Source organism: Halomonas faecis, assembly GCF_010993975.1.
GTDB lineage: Bacteria > Pseudomonadota > Gammaproteobacteria > Pseudomonadales > Halomonadaceae > Halomonas > Halomonas faecis.
In genome coordinates this window covers 224712-244365 of the sequence record NZ_JAACZO010000032.1, presented here as the reverse complement: position 1 = coordinate 244365, position 19654 = coordinate 224712, and the positions used below count along the sequence as shown (strand labels likewise).

18 protein-coding genes are annotated in these 19654 nt (G+C 65.1%); 3 read left to right on the top strand and 15 right to left on the bottom strand.

The features are described from left to right. Window positions 1–23: 23 nt before the first annotated feature. The 9 genes from GFD32_RS12945 to GFD32_RS12905 form a co-directional block, all read right to left on the bottom strand. Entirely contained in the window at window positions 24–1496 is a 1473-nt protein-coding gene (locus GFD32_RS12945) for an esterase/lipase family protein (RefSeq protein ID WP_163577025.1), read from the bottom strand. A 166-nt stretch (window positions 1497–1662) separates the two neighbouring features. After that, a complete protein-coding gene (locus GFD32_RS12940; RefSeq protein ID WP_163577024.1) occupies window positions 1663–2370 on the bottom strand; it encodes a response regulator in 708 nt (235 codons plus the stop codon). Then, window positions 2360–4378 carry a DUF4118 domain-containing protein gene (locus GFD32_RS19975; protein WP_163577023.1) on the bottom strand — a complete coding sequence of 673 codons (2019 nt, stop codon included), beginning with the start codon at window positions 4376–4378 and terminating at the stop codon, window positions 2360–2362. Before GFD32_RS19975 ends, GFD32_RS12940 begins: the two co-directional genes overlap by 11 nt. 42 nt (window positions 4379–4420) lie before the next feature. Continuing rightward, a complete protein-coding gene (gene trkI, locus GFD32_RS12930) occupies window positions 4421–5899 on the bottom strand; it encodes a Trk system potassium transporter TrkI (RefSeq protein ID WP_163577073.1) in 1479 nt (492 codons plus the stop codon). 222 nt (window positions 5900–6121) lie between these two features. After that, window positions 6122–7927: a PHA/PHB synthase family protein gene (locus GFD32_RS12925; RefSeq protein ID WP_163577022.1), complete on the bottom strand. Its 1806-nt coding sequence runs from the start codon at window positions 7925–7927 to the stop codon at window positions 6122–6124. Window positions 7928–8015: 88 nt separating this feature from the next. Beyond that, entirely contained in the window at window positions 8016–8981 is a 966-nt protein-coding gene (locus tag GFD32_RS12920) for an arsenic resistance protein (protein WP_163577021.1), read from the bottom strand. Between the two features lie 3 nt (window positions 8982–8984). After that, window positions 8985–9827 carry an MOSC domain-containing protein gene (locus tag GFD32_RS12915; RefSeq protein WP_163577020.1) on the bottom strand — a complete coding sequence of 281 codons (843 nt, stop codon included), beginning with the start codon at window positions 9825–9827 and terminating at the stop codon, window positions 8985–8987. Between the two features lie 42 nt (window positions 9828–9869). Next, the gene (locus GFD32_RS12910) at window positions 9870–10565 is read right to left on the bottom strand and encodes an aspartate/glutamate racemase family protein (protein ID WP_163577019.1); all 696 of its coding nucleotides are present in this window, start codon (window positions 10563–10565) and stop codon (window positions 9870–9872) included. Window positions 10566–10621: 56 nt separating this feature from the next. Next, window positions 10622–10960 carry a hypothetical protein gene (locus GFD32_RS12905; protein WP_163577018.1) on the bottom strand — a complete coding sequence of 113 codons (339 nt, stop codon included), beginning with the start codon at window positions 10958–10960 and terminating at the stop codon, window positions 10622–10624. Window positions 10961–11212: 252 nt separating this feature from the next. Between GFD32_RS12905 and GFD32_RS12900 the strand changes: the two genes are divergently transcribed. Then, complete coding sequence (locus tag GFD32_RS12900; RefSeq protein ID WP_276208807.1) at window positions 11213–12037, top strand: cytochrome c oxidase assembly protein; 825 nt, start codon at window positions 11213–11215, stop codon at window positions 12035–12037. A gap of 109 nt (window positions 12038–12146) precedes the next feature. Continuing rightward, the gene (locus tag GFD32_RS12895) at window positions 12147–12725 is read left to right on the top strand and encodes an SCO family protein (protein ID WP_163577017.1); all 579 of its coding nucleotides are present in this window, start codon (window positions 12147–12149) and stop codon (window positions 12723–12725) included. 89 nt (window positions 12726–12814) lie between these two features. Here the strand turns inward: GFD32_RS12895 and GFD32_RS12890 are convergent, their stop codons facing one another. Then, window positions 12815–13894: an NAD(P)-dependent alcohol dehydrogenase gene (locus GFD32_RS12890; RefSeq protein WP_163577016.1), complete on the bottom strand. Its 1080-nt coding sequence runs from the start codon at window positions 13892–13894 to the stop codon at window positions 12815–12817. Between the two features lie 188 nt (window positions 13895–14082). Between GFD32_RS12890 and GFD32_RS12885 the strand changes: the two genes are divergently transcribed. Beyond that, on the top strand, window positions 14083–14973 hold the full coding sequence (locus tag GFD32_RS12885) for a DMT family transporter (RefSeq protein WP_163577015.1): 891 nt from the start codon (window positions 14083–14085) through the stop codon (window positions 14971–14973). Window positions 14974–15003: 30 nt separating this feature from the next. On the opposite strand, the gene GFD32_RS12880 is transcribed toward GFD32_RS12885, so the two are convergent. The 5 genes from GFD32_RS12880 to GFD32_RS12860 form a co-directional block, all read right to left on the bottom strand. Next, the gene (locus GFD32_RS12880) at window positions 15004–15999 is read right to left on the bottom strand and encodes a LacI family DNA-binding transcriptional regulator (protein WP_163577014.1); all 996 of its coding nucleotides are present in this window, start codon (window positions 15997–15999) and stop codon (window positions 15004–15006) included. A gap of 13 nt (window positions 16000–16012) precedes the next feature. Further along, window positions 16013–16609, bottom strand: coding sequence for a substrate-binding domain-containing protein (locus GFD32_RS12875; protein WP_163577013.1), 597 nt, complete (start codon window positions 16607–16609; stop codon window positions 16013–16015). Further along, a complete protein-coding gene (locus tag GFD32_RS12870) occupies window positions 16587–18128 on the bottom strand; it encodes a sugar ABC transporter ATP-binding protein (RefSeq protein ID WP_240455640.1) in 1542 nt (513 codons plus the stop codon). The genes GFD32_RS12875 and GFD32_RS12870 overlap by 23 nt, the downstream gene beginning before the upstream one ends. Then, on the bottom strand, window positions 18125–18544 hold the full coding sequence (gene rbsD / locus GFD32_RS12865) for a D-ribose pyranase (protein WP_163577012.1): 420 nt from the start codon (window positions 18542–18544) through the stop codon (window positions 18125–18127). The genes GFD32_RS12870 and rbsD overlap by 4 nt, the downstream gene beginning before the upstream one ends. Before the next feature lie 148 nt (window positions 18545–18692). Then, window positions 18693–19466 carry an enoyl-CoA hydratase-related protein gene (locus tag GFD32_RS12860; RefSeq protein ID WP_163577011.1) on the bottom strand — a complete coding sequence of 258 codons (774 nt, stop codon included), beginning with the start codon at window positions 19464–19466 and terminating at the stop codon, window positions 18693–18695. Window positions 19467–19654 lie beyond the last annotated feature (188 nt).

Here is a 19654-nt window from a genome sequence, read left to right as displayed (position 1 = left end):
CGCGTCTCTCTCCAACCACGCCGTCACTGCCAGTCGGCGATATCCAGGTAGAGCCGCGCCTGGAACCCCTTGCGGCTGCGCAGCGGTACATAGCCCTTACCCTCTTCATCCATACTGACCGCCTTGCCGCGGCCCTCTCCCCACTCCTCGTCGCCCAGCACGTAGCGCAGGCGCCAGCCTTGGCTGCTGGCCGTGGCCAGGATCACCAACTGCTCGCGAAACAGGTTCTCGTCCGGCACTCGGCGACTCACGAACCAGCGCCCGCCGACCTTGAACTCGGTGCTGCGCACGGCGATGTCGGTCACGAACAGCATGGTGCGTCCCTGCTTGACGGTGATCTTGCTGCTGTCGAGATAGAGCGAGAACAACACCGGATGTCGGGCCCGTTCGAGCCCCAGCCGCTGGGGATGAAAGAGTTCGTCGTAGCGACGAAAGACCGCCGAGCCATGGGCCGAGCGACGATCCGAGAGCGCCACCGGAGGAAAGCGACGCGGCGTGACCGTGCATTCGAAGTGGTAACCGCCCTCGATCGTTTCTCCGTCCTCCCGCGCCGACTGCACCGAAGGCGGCAGCGGCAGCTGCTCCACCACCAGGCGACCCGCCACCCGGGCATCGCCGAACAGGAAGCGCACCAGGTTCTGGTAGCCCGCTTCGGAGTTAACCATGCCGAAGCGGCCGCTGTGGCTCAGATAGGCATGCACCCTCGGCGCTCCTGCCACCCAGGCATTGTCGATGGTCACCAGGCCATCGCTCATGGGTCCCACGGCCAGGCGTGCCGCGCCATAATCCTGGTGATTGGTTCCCACCAAGCAGAAGAACCGCTCGGGCGGAAAGCGTCCACCGAGATGATTGACGCGCCCATCATGGGGTTCCAGGTCGAGGTAGCGCGCCATGGTTTCGCGGTTGAAGTTGTCGATATCCCACACGTCGAGAAAGCGCGGCACGTTGAAGCCGGCCACTTCGATACCGTCGTGGGGCGTGCCGTAGGTGAACACCTTGTCGACGCAGGCCCTCGCCTCGGCATCGCCGACGGCCTCGTTCTGCAACAGACAGCGGCAGATCAACCCACCCATGGAGTGGGCCACCAGATAGACCCGAAACGCCGCTCGCGCCGCGGAATCGTTGCCGCATACCCGATCGCGCAGCCACAGAATCCGTGCCGAGAGATCGTCGGCCGCCTCGATGATCGAGGGGCGTCGTCCACGTCCCTCTGCATCCTCGTAGTAGCGATGGATCAACAGGCTCCGACTCGGTAACTCGCCCTCATGAACGGCCCCATCCTGATAGATGTCCCGGTAGCCGTAATCCTTCATCAGCCGGACCACCGGCGACTCGAAGATAAAGGTATGCAACTCGCCGCCCGGCCCCTGACGCACCCGGGTCGAACCGCGATTGAATCCCATGTAGGGGGTATGAATGGTGTCCTCGATCTCGCGGTCGCGCATGGCGAAGCCGCGCACGTAGAGGATCGGATGGAAACGCGCTTCTCGTGACATGGCTGCCCTCCTGGCCGGCGTCTCGCATGTCCTGCGCAGGCCACGCCACCCCCTATCCAGGAGGCGAGGCGCACCGGCACCATCCTCAGCATAGACAATGGAGCGGTCGGGCCAGAAACCAGGATCCAGCGAATCAGCCCACGCCGCGAGCGACCGGAGTTCCGCTCTAGGACATCGGCTCCACCAACAACCGATAGCCAATGCCGGCTTCGGTCTGCAACAGGTAGGGTTTTTGCGGGTCATCGCCCAGCTTGTGGCGCAGCTTGCTGACCACGATGCGCAGGTAGTGAGTATCCTCGGCGTGAACGGGCCCCCACACCTCGCGCAGCAGTTGGGTCTGCGTCACCACCCTGCCGGCATGGCGACAGAGCCGCGCGAGCACCGCGTACTCCTTGGGTGTGAGATGTACGGGAATCGCGTCCTTGAACACTTCCCGGGTGGCAAGGTCGATGACGACTTCGCCCCTCACGAAGCGCGAACTCGCTCCCGCCAGCGAGGCATGAAGCGGATGGCGCATCAGCGCACGAATGCGTGCCAGCAATTCGCGAATCCCGAAGGGCTTGGTGACGTAATCATTCGCGCCGCGATCCAGGGCACGCACCTTCTCGCTCTCCTGACCGCGCACCGAAACGACGATGACCGGCACGGAACTCTCGGTACGCAGCGCATCGAGCACCTCTTGCCCGTCCATGTCGGGCAGTCCCAGATCGAGCAGCACCAGATCCGGCAAGCTTTCGCGCACCTGGGCCAGGCCCTCTCGGCCGGTCGATGCCTCGCTCACCAGGAAGCCCTGCGACGTCAGACTGATGCGCAGGAAGCGGCGGATTTGCGGCTCGTCGTCGACGACCAGTACCCGACGCGACTCAGTCGTCATGGCCCGATGCCTCCGGCGCCAGGTTCTCCGGCAGCGGCAGGCGCATCACGATCCGCGTGCCCGTGCCGCCATTGGCGGCCTCGGCATGAATGCTGCCGCCATGGGCGCCGAGCATGCCACGGCAAATGGCCAACCCCAGCCCACTGCCGTAGCGACGACGGTCGCCTTCGCCACCGGTATGGAACATGTCGAACACGGCCTCGCGCTGCTCGACGGGAATGCCCGGCCCCTGATCGCTGACCTCGATCACCAATTCATGGGCATCGGGGTCGTGGTGCCCGCGCAAGGTCACTCGTCCACCCGCCGGCGAAAAGCGCGCCGCGTTGTCGATCACGTTGACCAGTGCCTGTTCGATCAGCGCCGGATGAACGTGCAGCAACGGCAGGTCATCGGGCCAGTCACGCACGACGTCCAGGCCATCCAGCTCCGAGCTCAGGCGCTTGAGAGCGCCGGCTGCCAGGTCATCGAGGGCGATCCAGTCACGCTCGATCTTGAGCCCTCCCTGCCCCAGGCGCGTCATGTCCAGCAGGTTCTGGATATAGCGGTTGAGCCGTTCGCTCTCAGCCAGGATGCCGTCGAGCAGCTGGCGCCGGTCATCTTCGCTGAGCTGCGGGGCCAGCTCACGCAGCGAGCTGGCGGCGCCGATGATCGAGGCCAGTGGCGTGCGCAGATCGTGGGACACCGACGACAGCAAGGCTGCACGCAGCCGCTCGTTCTCTTCCGAGACCCGCGCCTCGCTGAGATCGGCCACCAGACGGGTGCGCTCCAGTGCCATGACCAGTTGACGCACCAGCGTATCGATCAGCGCCTCTTCATCGGGGCCGAGGCCGCCATCGCGTACCGCCAGCTCCAGCCCGACAACCCCCAACACCCGCGATTGCTCGACCAGCGGCAAAAAGCGCCAGCGCAATTCGGGCTGCACCTCGGTGCCGAAACCACTCGGCCGGCGATGCTGCCAGCTCCGGCGTGCCGCCTCCTTGGCTGCCCCATCCAGGCCGACATTGGCGGGAATGCCGGCACGCACCGCCAAGTCGCCATCCTCCGTGTGAGAATCGATAAACACCACCGGCACGGCCAGCCACTGCTCCAGGGTGGCCAAACCAATGTCGCGCACTTGCTCACGATCGGTCGCTGCCGACAGGGCACGCGAATAGCTCAACAGGCGGTGGGTTTGTTCGCGGCTGGCGCGCAGGGCCAGCAAGCGCTGCCGTCCTCGGCCGGCAAGCTGGCCTACCACCACCGCGACCAGCAGGAAGAAAGCGACCGTCAGCAGCTGCTCGCGTTGTCCGATAGCCAGCGAGAAGCGGGGCTCGGTAAAGAAGAGGTTGAACGCCAGAAACCCCAGCACGGCGCTGAACATGGCGGCACGGGTTCCCGTCAGAACGGCACTGACCAGCACCGCTGCCAGGAACACCAGGGACAGATTGGCCAGCTCCAGCCAGGCATCGAGCCCCCCGGCCACTACGAGAGCCCCCAGAGTACTCAGCAACGCAATGCCCGGCTCACGCCAGCGCAGCGGGGGGCGTACCCGCCGCGGTCGAAACCGCGGTCGTGGACCGGCCTCGGCCACCACCACCAGATCGAAAGCTCCGCCCTTGTGCAACAGGCGATCGACCAGCGGGCGACGCCAGAAACGCCACCCCGAGGGCCGCGGACGCGCCACCACCAGCGTGGTGGCCTGCTGGGCCCACGCATAGTCGAGCAGCTCACTGGCGCGTCCCTGCCCCTGGATCAGCCGCGTCTCGCCGCCAAGGCGTGCGGCCAGGGCAAACGCCTGCTCCAGACGCAAGCGACGGCGAGGCGTGGCTTGGCCGTTGTCCACATGCACCGCCCGCCAGCGCATGCCGTCGCGTTGCGCCATCCGGTGGGCGGCCCGCACCAGCGCCAAGTCTTCCTCGCCACCGCTCAAAGCAACCAGCAGCTGCACCCGGCCCGGCCGCCGCGGCGCTGCTTGCGTGGCCGGCGGTTCGGTTCCGGCAGACTGTCGTGAATCGTCGTTATCGCTCATGGCCCCTCTCGTCGTTAGCTTCTCAGCATCGACTTTCTCAGACTAGCGCCGCCAGAACGTGGGTGTCAGCAACACCAGCACGGTAAGGATCTCCAACCGACCCATCAGCATGCCCACGCACAGCAGCCACTTGGCCGCCTCCGGCAGGCTGGTGAAATTGCCCGCCGGACCGATGGTCTCGCCCAGCCCGGGGCCGACGTTGGCTACTGCCGTGGCTGCCCCCGACAGCGCCGTGACGAAATCGAGCCCCAACAGGGCCAGACCCAGCGCCAACCCGGCAATGGTCAGAAAGAAGAAGAACGAAAACGCCACCACCCCACGGGTAATGTCGTCCGTCAGTGGCTGACCGTTGTAGCGCGAAGCGAAGATCCCCTGAGAGTGACTCAAGAAACGCAGTTGGTTGCGCAACAGGATAGCGGCAATCTGAAAGCGGAAGATCTTCATGCCACCGCTGGTGGAGCCGCTACAGCCACCGACGAACGTCAGATAGAAGAACGCAGCGTAAGCCAGCGGGCCCCACAGGGAGTAATCCTGCGAGGCGTAGCCGGTGGTGGTGACGACCGAGACCACGTTGAAGGCGACATGCGTCAGCGCCTCGAAAGGTGCCACGCCCTGCCAACTGCGCCAGGCACTGAGCAGCAGGATCACCAGCCCCAGCAGCAACAGCAATCCCTGAACCTGCTGGTCGCGCCACAGTGCCAGGTGGGCACCGCGGAGGGTACGTATGTAGAGCACGAACGGCAGGGCTCCGGCAAGCATGAACAGGGTGGCCAGCCACAGCAGGTGCGGCTGATCGGCATAAGCGCCGAAGGAAGCATCGGAGTTGGCGAAGCCCCCCGTGGCCACCGAGGTCATGGCATGCACCACAGCATCCAGTGGCGACATTCCCCCCAACCAGTAGGCGAGACCGGCCGCCGACGTGAAACCGACGTAAACCGACAGCGTCGCCTTGGCAATCCCGCCAGTACGCGGCATCACCTTATCCGACCAGTCCGACGACTCGGTATGGAACAGCCGCATGCCGCCCACCTTCAGAAATGGCAGGATAGCAATGCCCATCACGATGATGCCGATGCCACCCAGCCACTGCATGATGCCGCGCCACAGCTTGAGGCCGTCGGAAAGGCCTTCGATCCCCACCAGCACCGTCGAGCCCGTGGTGGTGATCGCCGACACCGACTCGAAGACGGCATTGGTCAAGGAGAGATGAGGGGCACCGAACACCAGCGGCAGGCTGGCAAACCCGCTGATCGTGACCCAGCTCAGCGTGGTCAGCACGAACATCTGCCACGGCTTGAGTTCGACGGCCACCTTGACGGTGGCCAGCCAGGCCAGCGCCACGGCCAGCAGTACCACCAGCATCGAAAGCAAGAAGGCTCGGGCGTCCGGCTCCTTCTCGATGAGCAGCACCACCAGCGGCACCGCCATGAACAGCGCCAGCACCAGCCACAGGACGGCGAGCACCTTGAGCACTGGTGCCCAGCGGTGGATGCGTTCGCCACCTTGCCAACGCGGCCGTATCGTCACTGGCCCACCTCGCGGTACTAGGGATGTCGATGACTCGGGCTACCCTGGATGAACGCCGGGGCAAGCCAATGGAAGCATCCATCGGCCTAAAAAATCCGTAAAAATCAGAAGCGCAGTGCGCGGCGCTGCTCCTGAACCGTGAGCACCGCCAGCGTCAGCAGGGTAATCGGCAACACGAAATACAGCATGGAGCCAACAGCCCGCCCAGGCCCGGTCTCAGGGCTGTCGCACGTAGCGGCCAGGAGCCTCGTCGAGCGGAGGGTGACGCTGGCTGCCCAGGCCCGGGGGCGCCAGCGTGCCGCTGGAGTGCGCCACCAGCCACTGTTGCCAAGCCGGCCACCAGGAGCCCTGTTGCTCCGGTGTGGTCTCCTGCCAGCTCAGCGGATCCACGTAGGGCTCTCCATGGCGCTGGGTACGCATCTGGAAGCGCCGTCGCGGGTGCCCCGGCTCGCTGACGATGCCGGCATTGTGGCCGCCGTTGGTGAGCAGGAAGGTCACCTCGTCGGTATCGGTCAGCAGATGGATCTTGTAGACCGACTGCCAGGGTGCCACGTGGTCTCCGGTGGTGGCCACGGCCAGGATCGGCACGCGAACGTTCTGGATCGCCACCGGGCGATGGCTCACCTGGTAGCGGCCGCTGGCGAGGTCGTTGTCGAGGAAGAGGCGGCGCAGGTACTCGGAATGCATGCGATAGGGCATGCGCGTGATGTCGGCGTTCCAGGCCATGAGTTCGTTCATGGGCTGGCGCTCGCCGAGCAGGTAGTCGTGCACCAGTCGCGACCAGATCAGGTCGTTGGAACGCAGGATCTGAAAGGCGCCGGCCATCTGGTAGCCGTCCAGATAGCCCTGGTCCCACATCATGTTCTCCAGGTAGGCGACCTCGCTCTCGCCGATGAACAGCATCAGCTCGCCGGCCTCGGTGAAATCCACCTGGGTCGCCAGGGTGGTGAGCGAAGCCAGTCGCTCGTCGCCGTCGCGGGCCATGCCGGCCGCCGCAATGCTGAGCAGCGTGCCACCCAGGCAGTAGCCCATGCCGTGCACTCGCGGCTGGCCCGTGATCTCCGTGACCGCGTCCAGCGCCGCCATGGGACCCAGGCGTCGGTAGTCCTCCATGCCCAGGTCGCGCTCATCGGAACCCGGGTTGCGCCACGAGATCATGAACACCGTATGACCCTGGGCGACCAGGTACTCCACCAGCGACTTGCCCGGCGCCAGGTCGAGCACGTAGTACTTCATGATCCAGGCGGGCACGATCAACACCGGCTCGGCATGGACCCGCTCGGTCGTGGGCGCATACTGGATCAACTCGATCAGCCGGTTACGATAGACGACCTTGCCCGGCGTCACCGCCAGGTTCTCGCCGACCCGGAAGCGTTCGACTCCCACCGGCGGTTTGCCCGACACCGCCCGCTCCCAGTCCACGACGAAATTCTGCCAGCCGTCCACCAGGTTCCTGCCGCCGGTACGCAGCGTGGCCGCGACGACCTCAGGGTTGAGCCAGGGCACGTTGGAGGGCGAGCAGCGATCGAGCAGCTGGCGGGTCACGAAGTTGACCACCCGTTCACGCTGGGGAGGCAGTCCCTCCACCTCGGTGGTGGCGTTGTGCCACCACTGCTGGGTCAGTAGAAAGGACTGGTGGATGACGTTGTAGGGCCACTGTTGCCAGGCCTCACCGGCAAAACGTCGATCGTGGGCCATGGGGTCGATGCACGGTGGGGACGCGGGATCGCGCGCCAGCCGTTGGGCGTACTGGCTCAGGCGCAGCGACTTGCGCAGGGCCTTCTCTCCCAGCTCCACCTGCTTGCCTGGCGACAGCGCCAGATGCGCCAGCCACTCGAAGTAGACGCTGGCCAGCCCGGCTGGCGAAATGCCCGCCGTCAGCCGGGCCAGATTGGCCTTGAAGGCACGATCCAGCGCGTGGGTGGGATAGAAGCCCGGGCTGGGGCGCGCCTCCTCGCTGGGGAAGGGCGCACAGGGGGTGGGCGGAACGGCGTCGCTGTCAAGACGGTCGTGTTCGGTCATGATGCGGTGCTCCCATTGCGGATGCTGCCGGCCAGCGCGAAGCCGACGGCAGTCGACTATTGGTCAGCCTAGTCGATATTGCAGCGCATCATGTTGACGTCGATCCAGGAAACAGCCAGCGCGGCACTACGTGCAGGAAAACCAGCATGCCGACGAGTTCTACCAGCGACTGGAAGACCACCACCACCACGGCAATGTCGAAGCCGGCTGGCAGTGCCAGGGCCAGCGGCAGTACCACGAAGGAATTGCGCGATCCGAAGCTGAAGGCCAGCACCCGCCCTTGGGCCACCGGCAGATCGAAGGCGCGGCTCATCAGCCAGGCCAGGCCCGCCGCTAGTGCCAGAAACGCCGCATAGAGCGGCAGCAGGCGCAACAGGATGCCGGGCGTCGTCGACAGCGTCTCGAGCTGTCCCGCGGCCACCACGCAAAGCACCAGGGCCAGCAGCGGTACCGGCAACCAGCCCAGCGCCTCGACGCACCGCTGGCGAGACACGACGTCCTTCGCCCAGCGTTCGGTGGCAAAGGCCAGCAGTAGCGGCACCACGATCAAGCCGCCGAAGGCCAGCAGCAGTTCCCGCTGGGCCACTCCCGCCAGCGTGGCTTGCCCCAGGAATAGCCACAGGTAGAGCGGTAGCAGAGCGAGCTGCAGCAACAGGCTCAGCGGCGTGAAGGCGATGGCCGTGGAAGTGTCGCCGCCGCCCAGGTGAGTGAAGGAGAGAAACCAATCAGTGCAGGGCAGCAGCAGTACCAGCACCACCCCGAGACGCAGCCCCGGCTCATCGGGCAACCACTGCACCAGGCCCCAGACGATGAGCGGAATTGCCGCGAAGTTGCCCAGTACGGCTGGCGCAAGAAAGCGAGCGTTCGCCAACCCATAGCGCAGCCGAATCAGCGGCACCTGAGTGAAAGTGGCATAGAGCAGCACACCCAGTAGCGGCCAGATGAGAGCCCCCAGGAGTTCGGCCGTCGCCGGTGAGCGAGCGCCCACCACCAGGCCGACAACGATGGCGACGAGATAGACGACGACCTGGTAGCGCTCGAACGCCTCGCGCATGGCTCAATCGGATGCGGTGAGAGACTCGCCTACGCGCAAGGTCTCTCCTGCGCCTGCCAGCAGCGTGGCATTCTGGCCGAAGTAACCGCCCGGCTTGCCGAAGTGAGCGCTCATTTCCACCAGGGTGCGCAAAGGCTCGCCGGGCACGCGGATCTCACCGCTGAGCTGGTCGACGGTGGTGATCTTGCAGCGCTGACACGCCTTGCGCAACCCCAGGCGAAAGCGCTCACCGGCTCCATGCAGCGCATCCCAGCCGTTCTCGGCGAACGCCTCGGCCTCGGCGACCACGACATTGGGACGAAAGCGGCTCATGGGTACCGGGTCGAGCCCCTTCTGCGCCAGGGTGGCGTTGACGGCTGCCAACGAGGCGTCGTTGGTGATCAGGAACGGGAAGCCGTCGGCGAAGGCAGTATGCGCCCCCTCCCCGCGCTGATAGCGGGCGTCCACGGCACGCTGTTCCTCCAGAGGGAAGCGCACCAGGCGCAGACCGCTGCCCTTGACGTCGCCCAGCACGTCGGTGAGCCAGCGTGCCGCCTCGGCGCCCTCATCCAGCGCCCGGCAGCGATCCTCCCAGACATAGGCCGTCAACGATGGCTGGTCGTCGCGCGCCAGCTCGATGCGAAGCGTCGCTGCATCGGTGTGGTGCAACTCCAGACGCTCGGCCGTCAAATGAACGCTCACTTGCGCCATGGCGGGAAGTTGGCGCTGGGTCACGAAGCGCCCGACGTCGTCCACTATCATCCAGTGACGGTCGAAGGCCAGGCCGCGCACGCCGAGTTCGGCCTGCTCCAGGGCAATGCCGCGCAGCGACTTGACCGGATAGATGTTGAGTTCGGAGATGTGCATGGTGGACTCCCTGCCGCTGACATCGTGGCGGAAGACGGGTCTTCACGCTTCCAGGGCGCACTCGACGGCCCGGGCCGCATGCAGCGCTGTGGTGTCATAGAGCGGCACTGCCGTGTCGTCCTGCTGCACCAGCAAGGCGATCTCGGTACAGCCGAGGATCACCGCCTCGGCCCCGCGCTCGTGCAGCCCGTCGATGACGCCCAGATACTCTGCCTGCGATGCCGGCTCGATGCGGCCCTGACAGAGCTCCTCGTAGATGACGCGATGCACCGTCTCGCGCTGGGACTCGTCCGGCACCAGCACCTCGATGCCGAAGCGCTCGACCAATCGCTCCTTGTAGAACGGCTGCTCCATGGTGAAACGCGTGCCCAGCAGCCCCACGCGACGCAGGCCATCGGCGGCCAGGCGCTGGGCGGTGGCATCGGCGATGTGCAGCAACGGGATGTCGATGGCCGCTTCGATCTGCGGCGCCACCTTGTGCATGGTGTTGGTGGCGATCACCAGGAAATCCGCCCCAGCTCGCTCGACCTGCTGCGCGGCACGGCTCAGCATCGCCCCGGTTTCTTCCCAGCGCCCCTGATGCTGCAGTGTCTCGATTTCGGCGAAATCGACGCTGACCATGGCGATCTTCGCCGAATGCAGCCCGCCCAGTGCCGCTTTCACGCCCTCGTTGAGGGCACGATAGTAGCTCTGCGTGGACTCCCAGCTCATGCCGCCGAGCAGGCCGATGGTTTTCATGATGTCATTTCCCTGACGAAAGCCAGTCGTGTTGAAGGCTATGAAGGCTACGGCACTTACAGCCGCTGAATGTCGATAAGGTAGCCGATGATGGGATAGCCCGCCCGCTTGGCAGCCTTCTCGGCTTCCAGCTGGGCTTCGAGCTTGGAGATGCTGGTCGAGCGATGCTCGAAGACGGTATCCACGTCGAGCTGACGCTTGCGAACCGCCAGCTTGACCCGGTGACCGGTCTTCATCGTCTCGGCGGACTCCACCGGCTCGGCAGTGCTCTTGGCCGGCTGGCTAGGCGCTGCCGCACCACGGCCCGGCTGACGTGGCTTGCGCTTGTCGGGCTTGAGAAACGCATCGATCTCGCGCTGCATGTTCTCTTCGAATTCGCTCAATTCCGATGCCATCTGCACTCCAATGGTTGCTACTGATAATGGCGAGTGTACCAGACAGACACACTCAGGCTGCCTTTTCCAGAGTACTGAGGTAATGCGCCGGACGCACGGACTCAGCCAAGCCAAGCAACCGACGATCCCAGAGTGCCTCGATCATGCAATAGCGCTCGACCTTGCCAGCGGCACGCCGGTTTTAGGATCATCAGAGGCACGGCGATTCCTGGGAGGGCTGCTATCGACATCGACATTGTTCTTGGCTACCTGTTGCCGTGGGAATTCTCGCCCATCTGGTTTTTGGCTTGCCTACTCGCGGTCGCGCTCTACCTGCGAGGCCTGCGACGGCGATGGCGTAGCGACCTGGTGCCGGGAGTGGGACGAGTCGTGGCCTACCTGCTGGGTATCGTTTCGATCTATGCCGTCACCCAGACGCATTACGACTATCTCTCCCAGTACATGTTCTTTGCCCATCGCGCCCAGCATCTGGTACTGCATCACGCCGCGCCCTTCCTGATCGCGCTGTCCGCCCCATTGCCGATTCTGGCCGACGGCTTGCCGGCATGCATCCGACACATGCCGGGCAAGGGATCGGCAATCGCCTTGTCACGCCCCGTCTATCGGTTGCTTCAGCATCCTTTCGTCGCCCCGGTGCTGTTCGTCGGGCTGATCTATTTCTGGCTGGTGCCCGAGATCCATTTCGACGCCATGCTCAGTGCGGACCTCTACCAGGCGATGAACTGGAGCATGGCGCTGGATGGTCTGCTCTTCTGGTGGCTGGTTCTCGATCGCCGCACGCCGCAACGGGGAGGACTGGGCTATGGCAAGCGGATCGTGATTCTGCTGGCGGTCATTCCGCCGCAGATCCTCTTGGGTGCCTATATCACATTTAGCCAGGACGTGGTCTTCGATGTCTACGAGGTTTGCGGCCGCGCCTGGCCTCTGGCCGCTCTGGACGATCAGCGCATCGGCGGTCTGTTAACCTGGATTCCGGCCTCGATGATGAGTGTCATTGGAATCTTGATCGTTCTCGGTTTTCTTTTCCATCAGGCCCGTCATGAGGATGCCGCGCATGTCTCTCACGTCACTCGCTAGTTCGCATCGCCAGCGGCGACGGAGTCGAAGCGATCCGGCTCCTTGCCCGCAGGCAGCCATCGAGCGCCGCCTTGCGCGCCGCTCCCCCCGAGACAGCAGGAGAATCAGGATGCACCGATGGATCGTGACGGCAGTCGCCTCGCTCTGGCTGGCAGGCTGTGGTGAGCCGGCCTGGCAGACCAAGGACATCTCCGGTCTGATGCCTCCTCTGGAATTCGAACTGGTCGACGAGAACGGGCGCGATGTGGAGGCCGACCAATACCTCGGCAAGAGCACCCTGCTGTTCTTCGGCTTTACCCACTGCCCTGACGTCTGCCCGGCCACCCTCAGCCGCCTCGAAGCCGCCATCGGTCGCCTGGATGAGTCGGCGCGCAACGACATCCAGGTGCTGTTCGTCTCGGTAGACCCACGCCGCGATGACCCCCAGACGCTGCGCGCCTACACCGAATCCTTTGGCGCCAGGTTCATCGGCCTCACCGGGGATCGGGCGGCTCTCGATGCACTGACGCGTCGTTATCGCGTCACCTACGGGTATGGCGAAGCCGACAACGATGGCAACTACGCAGTGTCGCACTCCAGTGCCGTATTCGGCTTCGATGAACGCGGGGAGGCGCGCGTGCTGATACGCGACAGCGACCCGATGGAAGCGGTCGTGGCTGACCTCGAAAGACTGGCCGACAGTGCCTAGATACCCCCTATCGCTGGCCGCTGATCGACCGATGCGCAACGCCAACGCAACAAGCGACGGGTGCCGCCCGCTGCGTTGTCCGCTTGGCGTCACGACACCTCGAGCGCGACCTTGAGCACGCCGTCGCGCTGATGGGAGAAGAGGTCGTAGGCCTCGACGATCCGAGCCAGCGGGTAGCGATGGGTGACCATGGGGCCGAGGTCGAGGCGACCGCTGTCGATGATCTGCATCAGCCGGCGCATGCGTTCCTTGCCGCCGGGGCACAGCGAGGTGACGATGCGGTTGTCGCCCAGACCGGCGCTGAAGGCATCCAGCGGGATGGTCAGGTTCTCGGAGTAGACGCCGAGGCTAGACAGGGTGCCGCCGGGCTTGAGCACCCGCAGGGCGTTCTCGAAGGTGCTCTGCAGGCCCAGCGCCTCGATGGAGGCATCGACACCGCGCCCGCCGGTGAGCTTGAGGATCTCGGAGACCACGTCCACCTGGCGGAAATCGATCACGATGTCGGCCCCCATCTTGCGGGCCATTTCCAGGCGCTCGTCGACGCCATCCACGGCGATGATCAGGCCTGCCCCACGCAGCCGGGCACCGGCAGTGGCGCACAGTCCGATGGGGCCCTGGGCGAAGACGGCCACCGTATCGCCGATCTTGATGTTGGCCGATTCGGCGCCGGCGAAGCCGGTGGACATGATGTCCGGGCACATCAGTACCTGCTCGTCAGTGAGAGCATCGGGGACCGGCGAGAGATTGGCCTGGGCATCCGGCACGCGCAGGTATTCGGCCTGGGCCCCGTCGATGGTGTTGCCGAAGCGCCAGCCGCCCATGGGCTTGTAGCCGTGGCCATGGTGGCCGCCGTCCTGAGCGCTGCAGCCGTCCTGGCAGGCGTAGGAGGTGAAGCTCGGGCAGATCGCCCCGGCGATCACCCGCTGCCCTTCAGCGTAGCCCTGCACGTTGGCGCCGAGTTTCTCGATGACGCCCACCGGCTCGTGGCCGATGGTGAGTCCCCTTTCCACCGGGTATTCGCCCTTGAGGATGTGCACGTCGGTACCGCAGATGGTGGTGGTGGTCACGCGGATCAGCGCATCGTTGGGGCCGATGTCGGGCAGCGGCTTGTCGTCGATCTCGATGCGCCCGGGCTCGACGAAGATGGCGGCCTTCATCATGGTGGGCATGGGAGAACTCCTGATGGACGAGGGAGAAATGCCTCTAAGCTATAGCACAGAGTCGAACCACCCTGCGCTTGATCTCGATCAAGCGTCTCTCACTCTCCGCCCACCGTGCCTTACCACGAGCCTCTTCCTATTCCAAGGCGGGAGTCTTACCCTTTGCGTCCTCCCCCTGATGACGACAAGGACACTGGATGTCTCCGGCCGATACCCTACGCCTGCTGCTGCTTTCCTCGCTGTGGGGGCTCTCGTTCATCTTCATGCGCGTGGCCGTGCCCGAGTTCGGGCCCGTGTCGCTGATCCTGGTACGCATGGGGGTGGGGGCGCTGCTGCTGGTGCCGCTGCTGCTCGGCGTGCGCTACTTCCAGCTGGCATGGGAGAACAAGGGTCGCCTGTTCGTGTTGGGGCTGATCAACCACGTGCTGCCCTTTTCGTTGCTAGCATTGGCCACCACGCGGCTGGAAGCGGGGTTCACGTCGCTGATCAACGCCACCACGCCGATTTTCACCGCCCTGCTCGGTGCGCTGTTCTTCGCCACGCCGATCCGGCGCCAACAATATCTGGGCCTGGCCCTGGCGCTGTTCGGCGTCTACGTGCTCTCGGCGGACCGGCTCGACTTCGCTCTGGGCGGCGATGGCTGGTTCATCCTCGCCGTGCTGGGCGCCACCTTCTGCTATGGCATTGCCGGTAACTACTCCAAGACCCATCTCTCTCACCTTCCGGTGCGGGTGCTGGCCGCCGGCAGCACCGCCATGTCGGCGCTGATCCTGCTGGTGCCGGGGCTGATGCTGTGGCCCGCCGAACCGATCAGCGGCCTGGCCTGGGCCAACGGCCTGGCTTTGGCGGTGCTCAGCACCACCGCGGCCTTCCTGCTCTACTTCGGCCTGATCGCCAGTGCCGGCGCCACGGCAACCTCCACCGTCACCTTCCTGGTACCGGTGAGCGCGCTGGCATGGGGCTTCGTGCTGCTCGGCGAGCGCCTCAGCCTGCAGGTGCTCGCCGGCATGGCGATCACCCTGGTGGGCACCGCCATCACCACGCGGCTGATTCGGCTGCGCCGGGTTCAGCGCAAGCCGACACCTTAGCCAGGGATGCTGCGGCTCGGCAAGGCGGTCTCAACGGACGGATTCGCGCACCACCAGCCGCGGCGCCAGCTGCAACGTCCGCTGGAGCGGGCGCCCATGCTCGAGACGCTCGATCAGTTGGGTGACCGCCATGTCACCCAGCTCATAGATTGGCTGGTGAACGGTGGTCAGCGCCGGGGTGAAGTAACGTCCCAGTTCGATGTCATCGTAGCCCACCACCGAGAGATCATCGGGCAGGGAAAGGCCATGCTCGCGTGCCGCGCGCATGGCACCGATGGCGACCAGGTCGTTGAAGGCGAACAGCGCCTGGGGGCATGAGCGCGTCTGCAACAGCGCCTGCATGGCCCGATGGCCGCCATCGGCGAGAAGGTTGGTGGCAACGATCTTCGAGCCGGGTAGCACGATGCCCGCCTCGTCGAGCGCTTCGCGGGCACCGGCCAGGCGCTCGCGGGAACGGGGGTGCGAATCCGGCCCGGTGAGCAGGGCAATGTCGCGCAGCCCTCGCGAGAGCAGGTGCTCGATGGCCAACCGTGCGCCAAGGCGCGAGTCGTCGTTGACCACGGCAATGTCGTGAGCACCAGCCGGATCGGCATCCATCAACACGGTGGGCAGCGGCTGACGCGCCAGTGCGGCCAGAAAGTCGGCGCCGCTGTGCGCGGTCATCACGATCAGGCCATCGACGCGCTTGTCGCGCAGGGTCTGCAGGTAGGTCAACTGCTTGGCGTCGGCATCGTCGGTGTTGCACAGCACCAGACTGTAGCCATTGGCGAAACAGCGGTCTTCGACACCACGAATGATCTCGGCAAAGAACGGATTGTTGGCCGCCGTGACGATCATGCCAAGGGTATGGCTGCGATTCGACTTCAATGCCCGAGCGATGCTGTCGGGTCGATAGCCCAGTTCGGCGATCGCACGCTGCACCCGCGCCATGGTGGCGGGTGCAACGCGGCGGGTGCCATTGACCACGTGCGACACCGTAGTGACGGAAACGCCAGCGTCTCGCGCCACATCCTTGAGGCGAATCATGGATAGGGTCCGCTCACTCCTCGGTGATCAGCTGCAGCGGCACGGGCACATTGGACTCGACGCTTTCGCCTTTGAGCAGCCGGTCGGCGGTGGTAACCCCCAGCTCGCCGATCCGCGCCGGCTGCTGGGCAATGGTTGCGGCCATCTTGCCGTCCTTCACCGCCTGAATGCCATCGTCGGTGCCATCGAAGCCCACCAGTACCACCTCATCCAGGCCGCCGGCTTGAAGGGCACGCTGGGCCCCCAGCGCCATCTCGTCGTTCTGGGCGAATACCGCATCGATGCCGTCATGCGCCTGCAGCAGATTCTCCATGACATCGAGGCCTTCGCTACGGTTGAAGTTAGCCGGCTGGGTGGCCACCAGCTCGATGTCGGTCGCGCCTTCAATACCCGCCATGAAGCCCTCGCCACGATCACGCGTGGCCGAGGCGCCAGGCACGCCCTCCAGCTGTACCACCTGCCCTTCCCCACCGAGTCGTTCGATGATGAACTCGGCGGCCAGTTCGCCACCCGCGACGTTGTCGGAAGCAATGTGCGAGACGATGGTGCCGCTATTGGCGCTGCGATCCAGGGTGATCACCGGCACGTCACTGGCATTGGCGGTTCTCACCCCCGAACCGAGCGGTCATGATCTTTTCCTGGGTTGCATCGTCACGCAGAAACTCACCGCTGACGCGGCCATTGGCCAGCACGACGATGCGATCGGACAGCCCCATCAGCTCGGGCATTTCGGAAGAGATCAGCAGCACGCACTTGCCTTGGCGTTTCAGTCGATTGATGAGCAGATAAATCTCGCGTTTGGCACCCACATCGACGCCTCGGGTGGGCTCGTCGAGAATCACCACCTCGGGCTCGCTCATCAGCGCCTTGGCCAGCGAAACCTTCTGCTGGTTGCCGCCCGATAAGGTCTGAACGCGCTGTTGCGGATCGTTGAGCTTGATGCGAAACGCCTCGATGTAGTGATCGACGGCCGCCCTTGCACGGGCGTGCCGTATGATGCCCAGCGGCCCGCAAAACGCCGGTAGCGCGGTCAGTGACATGTTGTCGGCCACCGAGTGGTCGAGCACCAGGCCCGACTGCTTGCGATCCTCGGGCACATACACCAAGCCGGCCCCCAGCCCTTGCCCGGGCGAGGTAAAGCGCACGCCGCGGCCATGAATCCTGACTTCGCCCGATTCGCGTGGCACGTCGCCGCACAAGGCGCGGCACATTTCGGTTCGCCCGGCTCCCATCAGGCCACCGAACCCCAGCACTTCGCCGGCACGCGCCGAGAACGTCACGCCCTGCACGCCCGGGGCTACCATATCCTTCACCTCGAGCACCGTCTCACCCAGGCGAGGCGGTTCGTAGGGATAGCGATCGGCGAGTTCGCGTCCGACCATGCGTTGAATCAGCTGGTCCTCGCTGGAACTCGCCGTGGGCCCCTGGTGAACCAGACGGCCATCGCGCAGGACGGCGACGTCGTCGCACATACGGAAGATCTCGGCCAGCCGATGGGTGATCAGCACCAGCGACTTGCCGGCCCCTCTCAGGGTACGCACCACCCGCTCGAGAACGGCGGTCTCGACGTCGGTCAATGCATCGGTGGGTTCGTCCATGACGATGATCTCGGCATCCAGCGACAGCGCTCGGGCGATCTCGACCATTTGCTGCTGCCCGATGCTCAGCCGCGCCACCGGAGTCCGCGGATCGGTCGATTGCTCCAGGGACTCGAGAAGCTCGCCAGCCCGGCGGAACAGACGCTTCCAGTCGATGCGACCCCACCTGAGCGGCTCGCGACCCAGAAAGATGTTCTCGCCCGCGGAAAGAGTCGGCACCAGGTTGAGCTCCTGGTGGATGATGGCGATGCCGGCATCCATCGCCTGGCGCGGCGTGACGAAGCGCACGGCACGACCGCGCAGCGTCAATGTGCCGGCATCGGCCTGGTGAACCCCGCTGAGCACTTTCATCAGGGTCGACTTGCCGGCGCCGTTTTCCCCGGCCAGCCCCAGCACCCGGCCGGAAAACAGGGAGAAGTCGACGTCTTCCAGTACCGCAACCCCGCCGAAGGACTTGCCGATGCCCTGGAGCACCATCAGCGGTTCGGCGGCTTCGGACCGGGCAGTGCTGTCATGCGTGGCCAGGCTCAAAACGCGACTCCACTGTGCAGGGCAATGTTGGCGTAAGGGGAACACTCCCCGGTGCGGATCACGGCACGCGCCGAAGGCAGCAGGCGCTTGAACGCGTCGTGGGACACGAAATCACGCGCCAGCGACTGACCGTCGCGACGTTCGAGTGCCACCAGTCGCTGCTCGACCTGGTCATGCAGCCCTGAATTCGCCTCGCGAATTTCCTGGGCCAGGGTCACCCCTTCGACACACAACTCGTCGGCCAGGACATCGAAGACCTCGAGGAATCCCGGCAGACCGGGACGCAGTGCCAGATCGACCCTGGGCACGCCCGGGGGGATCGGCAATCCGGCATCGGCAATCACCAGCATGTCGGTATGGCCAAGCTCGGCAATGAGCCTGGAAAGGGGCGCGTTGAGCAGGCCTCGGCGTTTCATGGAGCGACACGATCTCGAGCTGTGGGACTCGTCTCAGCGTAGGACGCAAACGTTTGCGCACGCGATTAGCCATAAGTCTACTTGTGCAACGAATACGGCCGTGGCATTGCCGCCACGGCCGCGTCGTTTCGAGATAACCGCTAACGGTTCAGAAATTCGGCTTGCGCTTCTCGACGAAGGCGCTCATGCCTTCGCTCTGCTCCTCGCCGGCAAAACAGAAGGCGAACAGTGCCGTCTCCAATGCCAGGGCGCTGTCGAGGTCCTGATCCATGCCGTCGTGCACCGCCTGCTTGGCGGCACGTACCGCCTGGGGGCCGTTGCCACCCAGCTGCTGGGCGAGTTCCTCGGCGTAGGCCTCGAGTTCGGCCTGGGGCATCACGCGATTGACCAGACCGATGCGCAGGGCTTCCTGGGCGTCGATCTTGCGACCGGTGGTGCACAGATCGAGCGCCATGGCGGGGCCGACACGGCGCGGCAGGCGCTGGGTACCACCGAAGCCGGGAATCACCCCCAGCAGCACCTCGGGCTGGCCGAACACGGCATTGTCGCTGGCTACCGCCCAGTCGCAGGCCAGTGCCAGTTCGCAGCCGCCGCCAAGACAAAACCCGTTCACCAGGGCGACCACCGGCACCGGAAGCGTCTCGAGCCGCTTGATGGTACGCAACGCCTGGCTGGCGAAGGCGCGGGCTTCCTCGGGGGTCTTCTCACGCATCTCGGCGATGTCGGCGCCGGCCACGAACGACTTTTCGCCCGCACCGGTAATCAGCACGGCGCGCAGGTCATCGCGGCCTTCCAGTTCGGTGAGCACGCCTTCGAGCTCGGCGAGCACGGCACTGTTCAACGCATTCAGCGCCTTGGGGCGGGCGATGGTCAGGCGCACGACGCCAGCGTCGTCGACCACTTCGATCAGTTTCTCGCTCATGGCAGGCTCCTGCAGGTGATTGTTGGTGGGAATACCGCTCAACCCTAGCGAACGCTTGGTTGGTCGGCAATCCTTTCTTTCGTCGGAAGACGGCAGCGCTCTTCTGCAGGCCAACGCCGACGCAGGGGCGGGTGTACTCCGAGGGGAGTCGGGCGGCCATGGAACGCACCTCGCCCAGGACGGCAAAA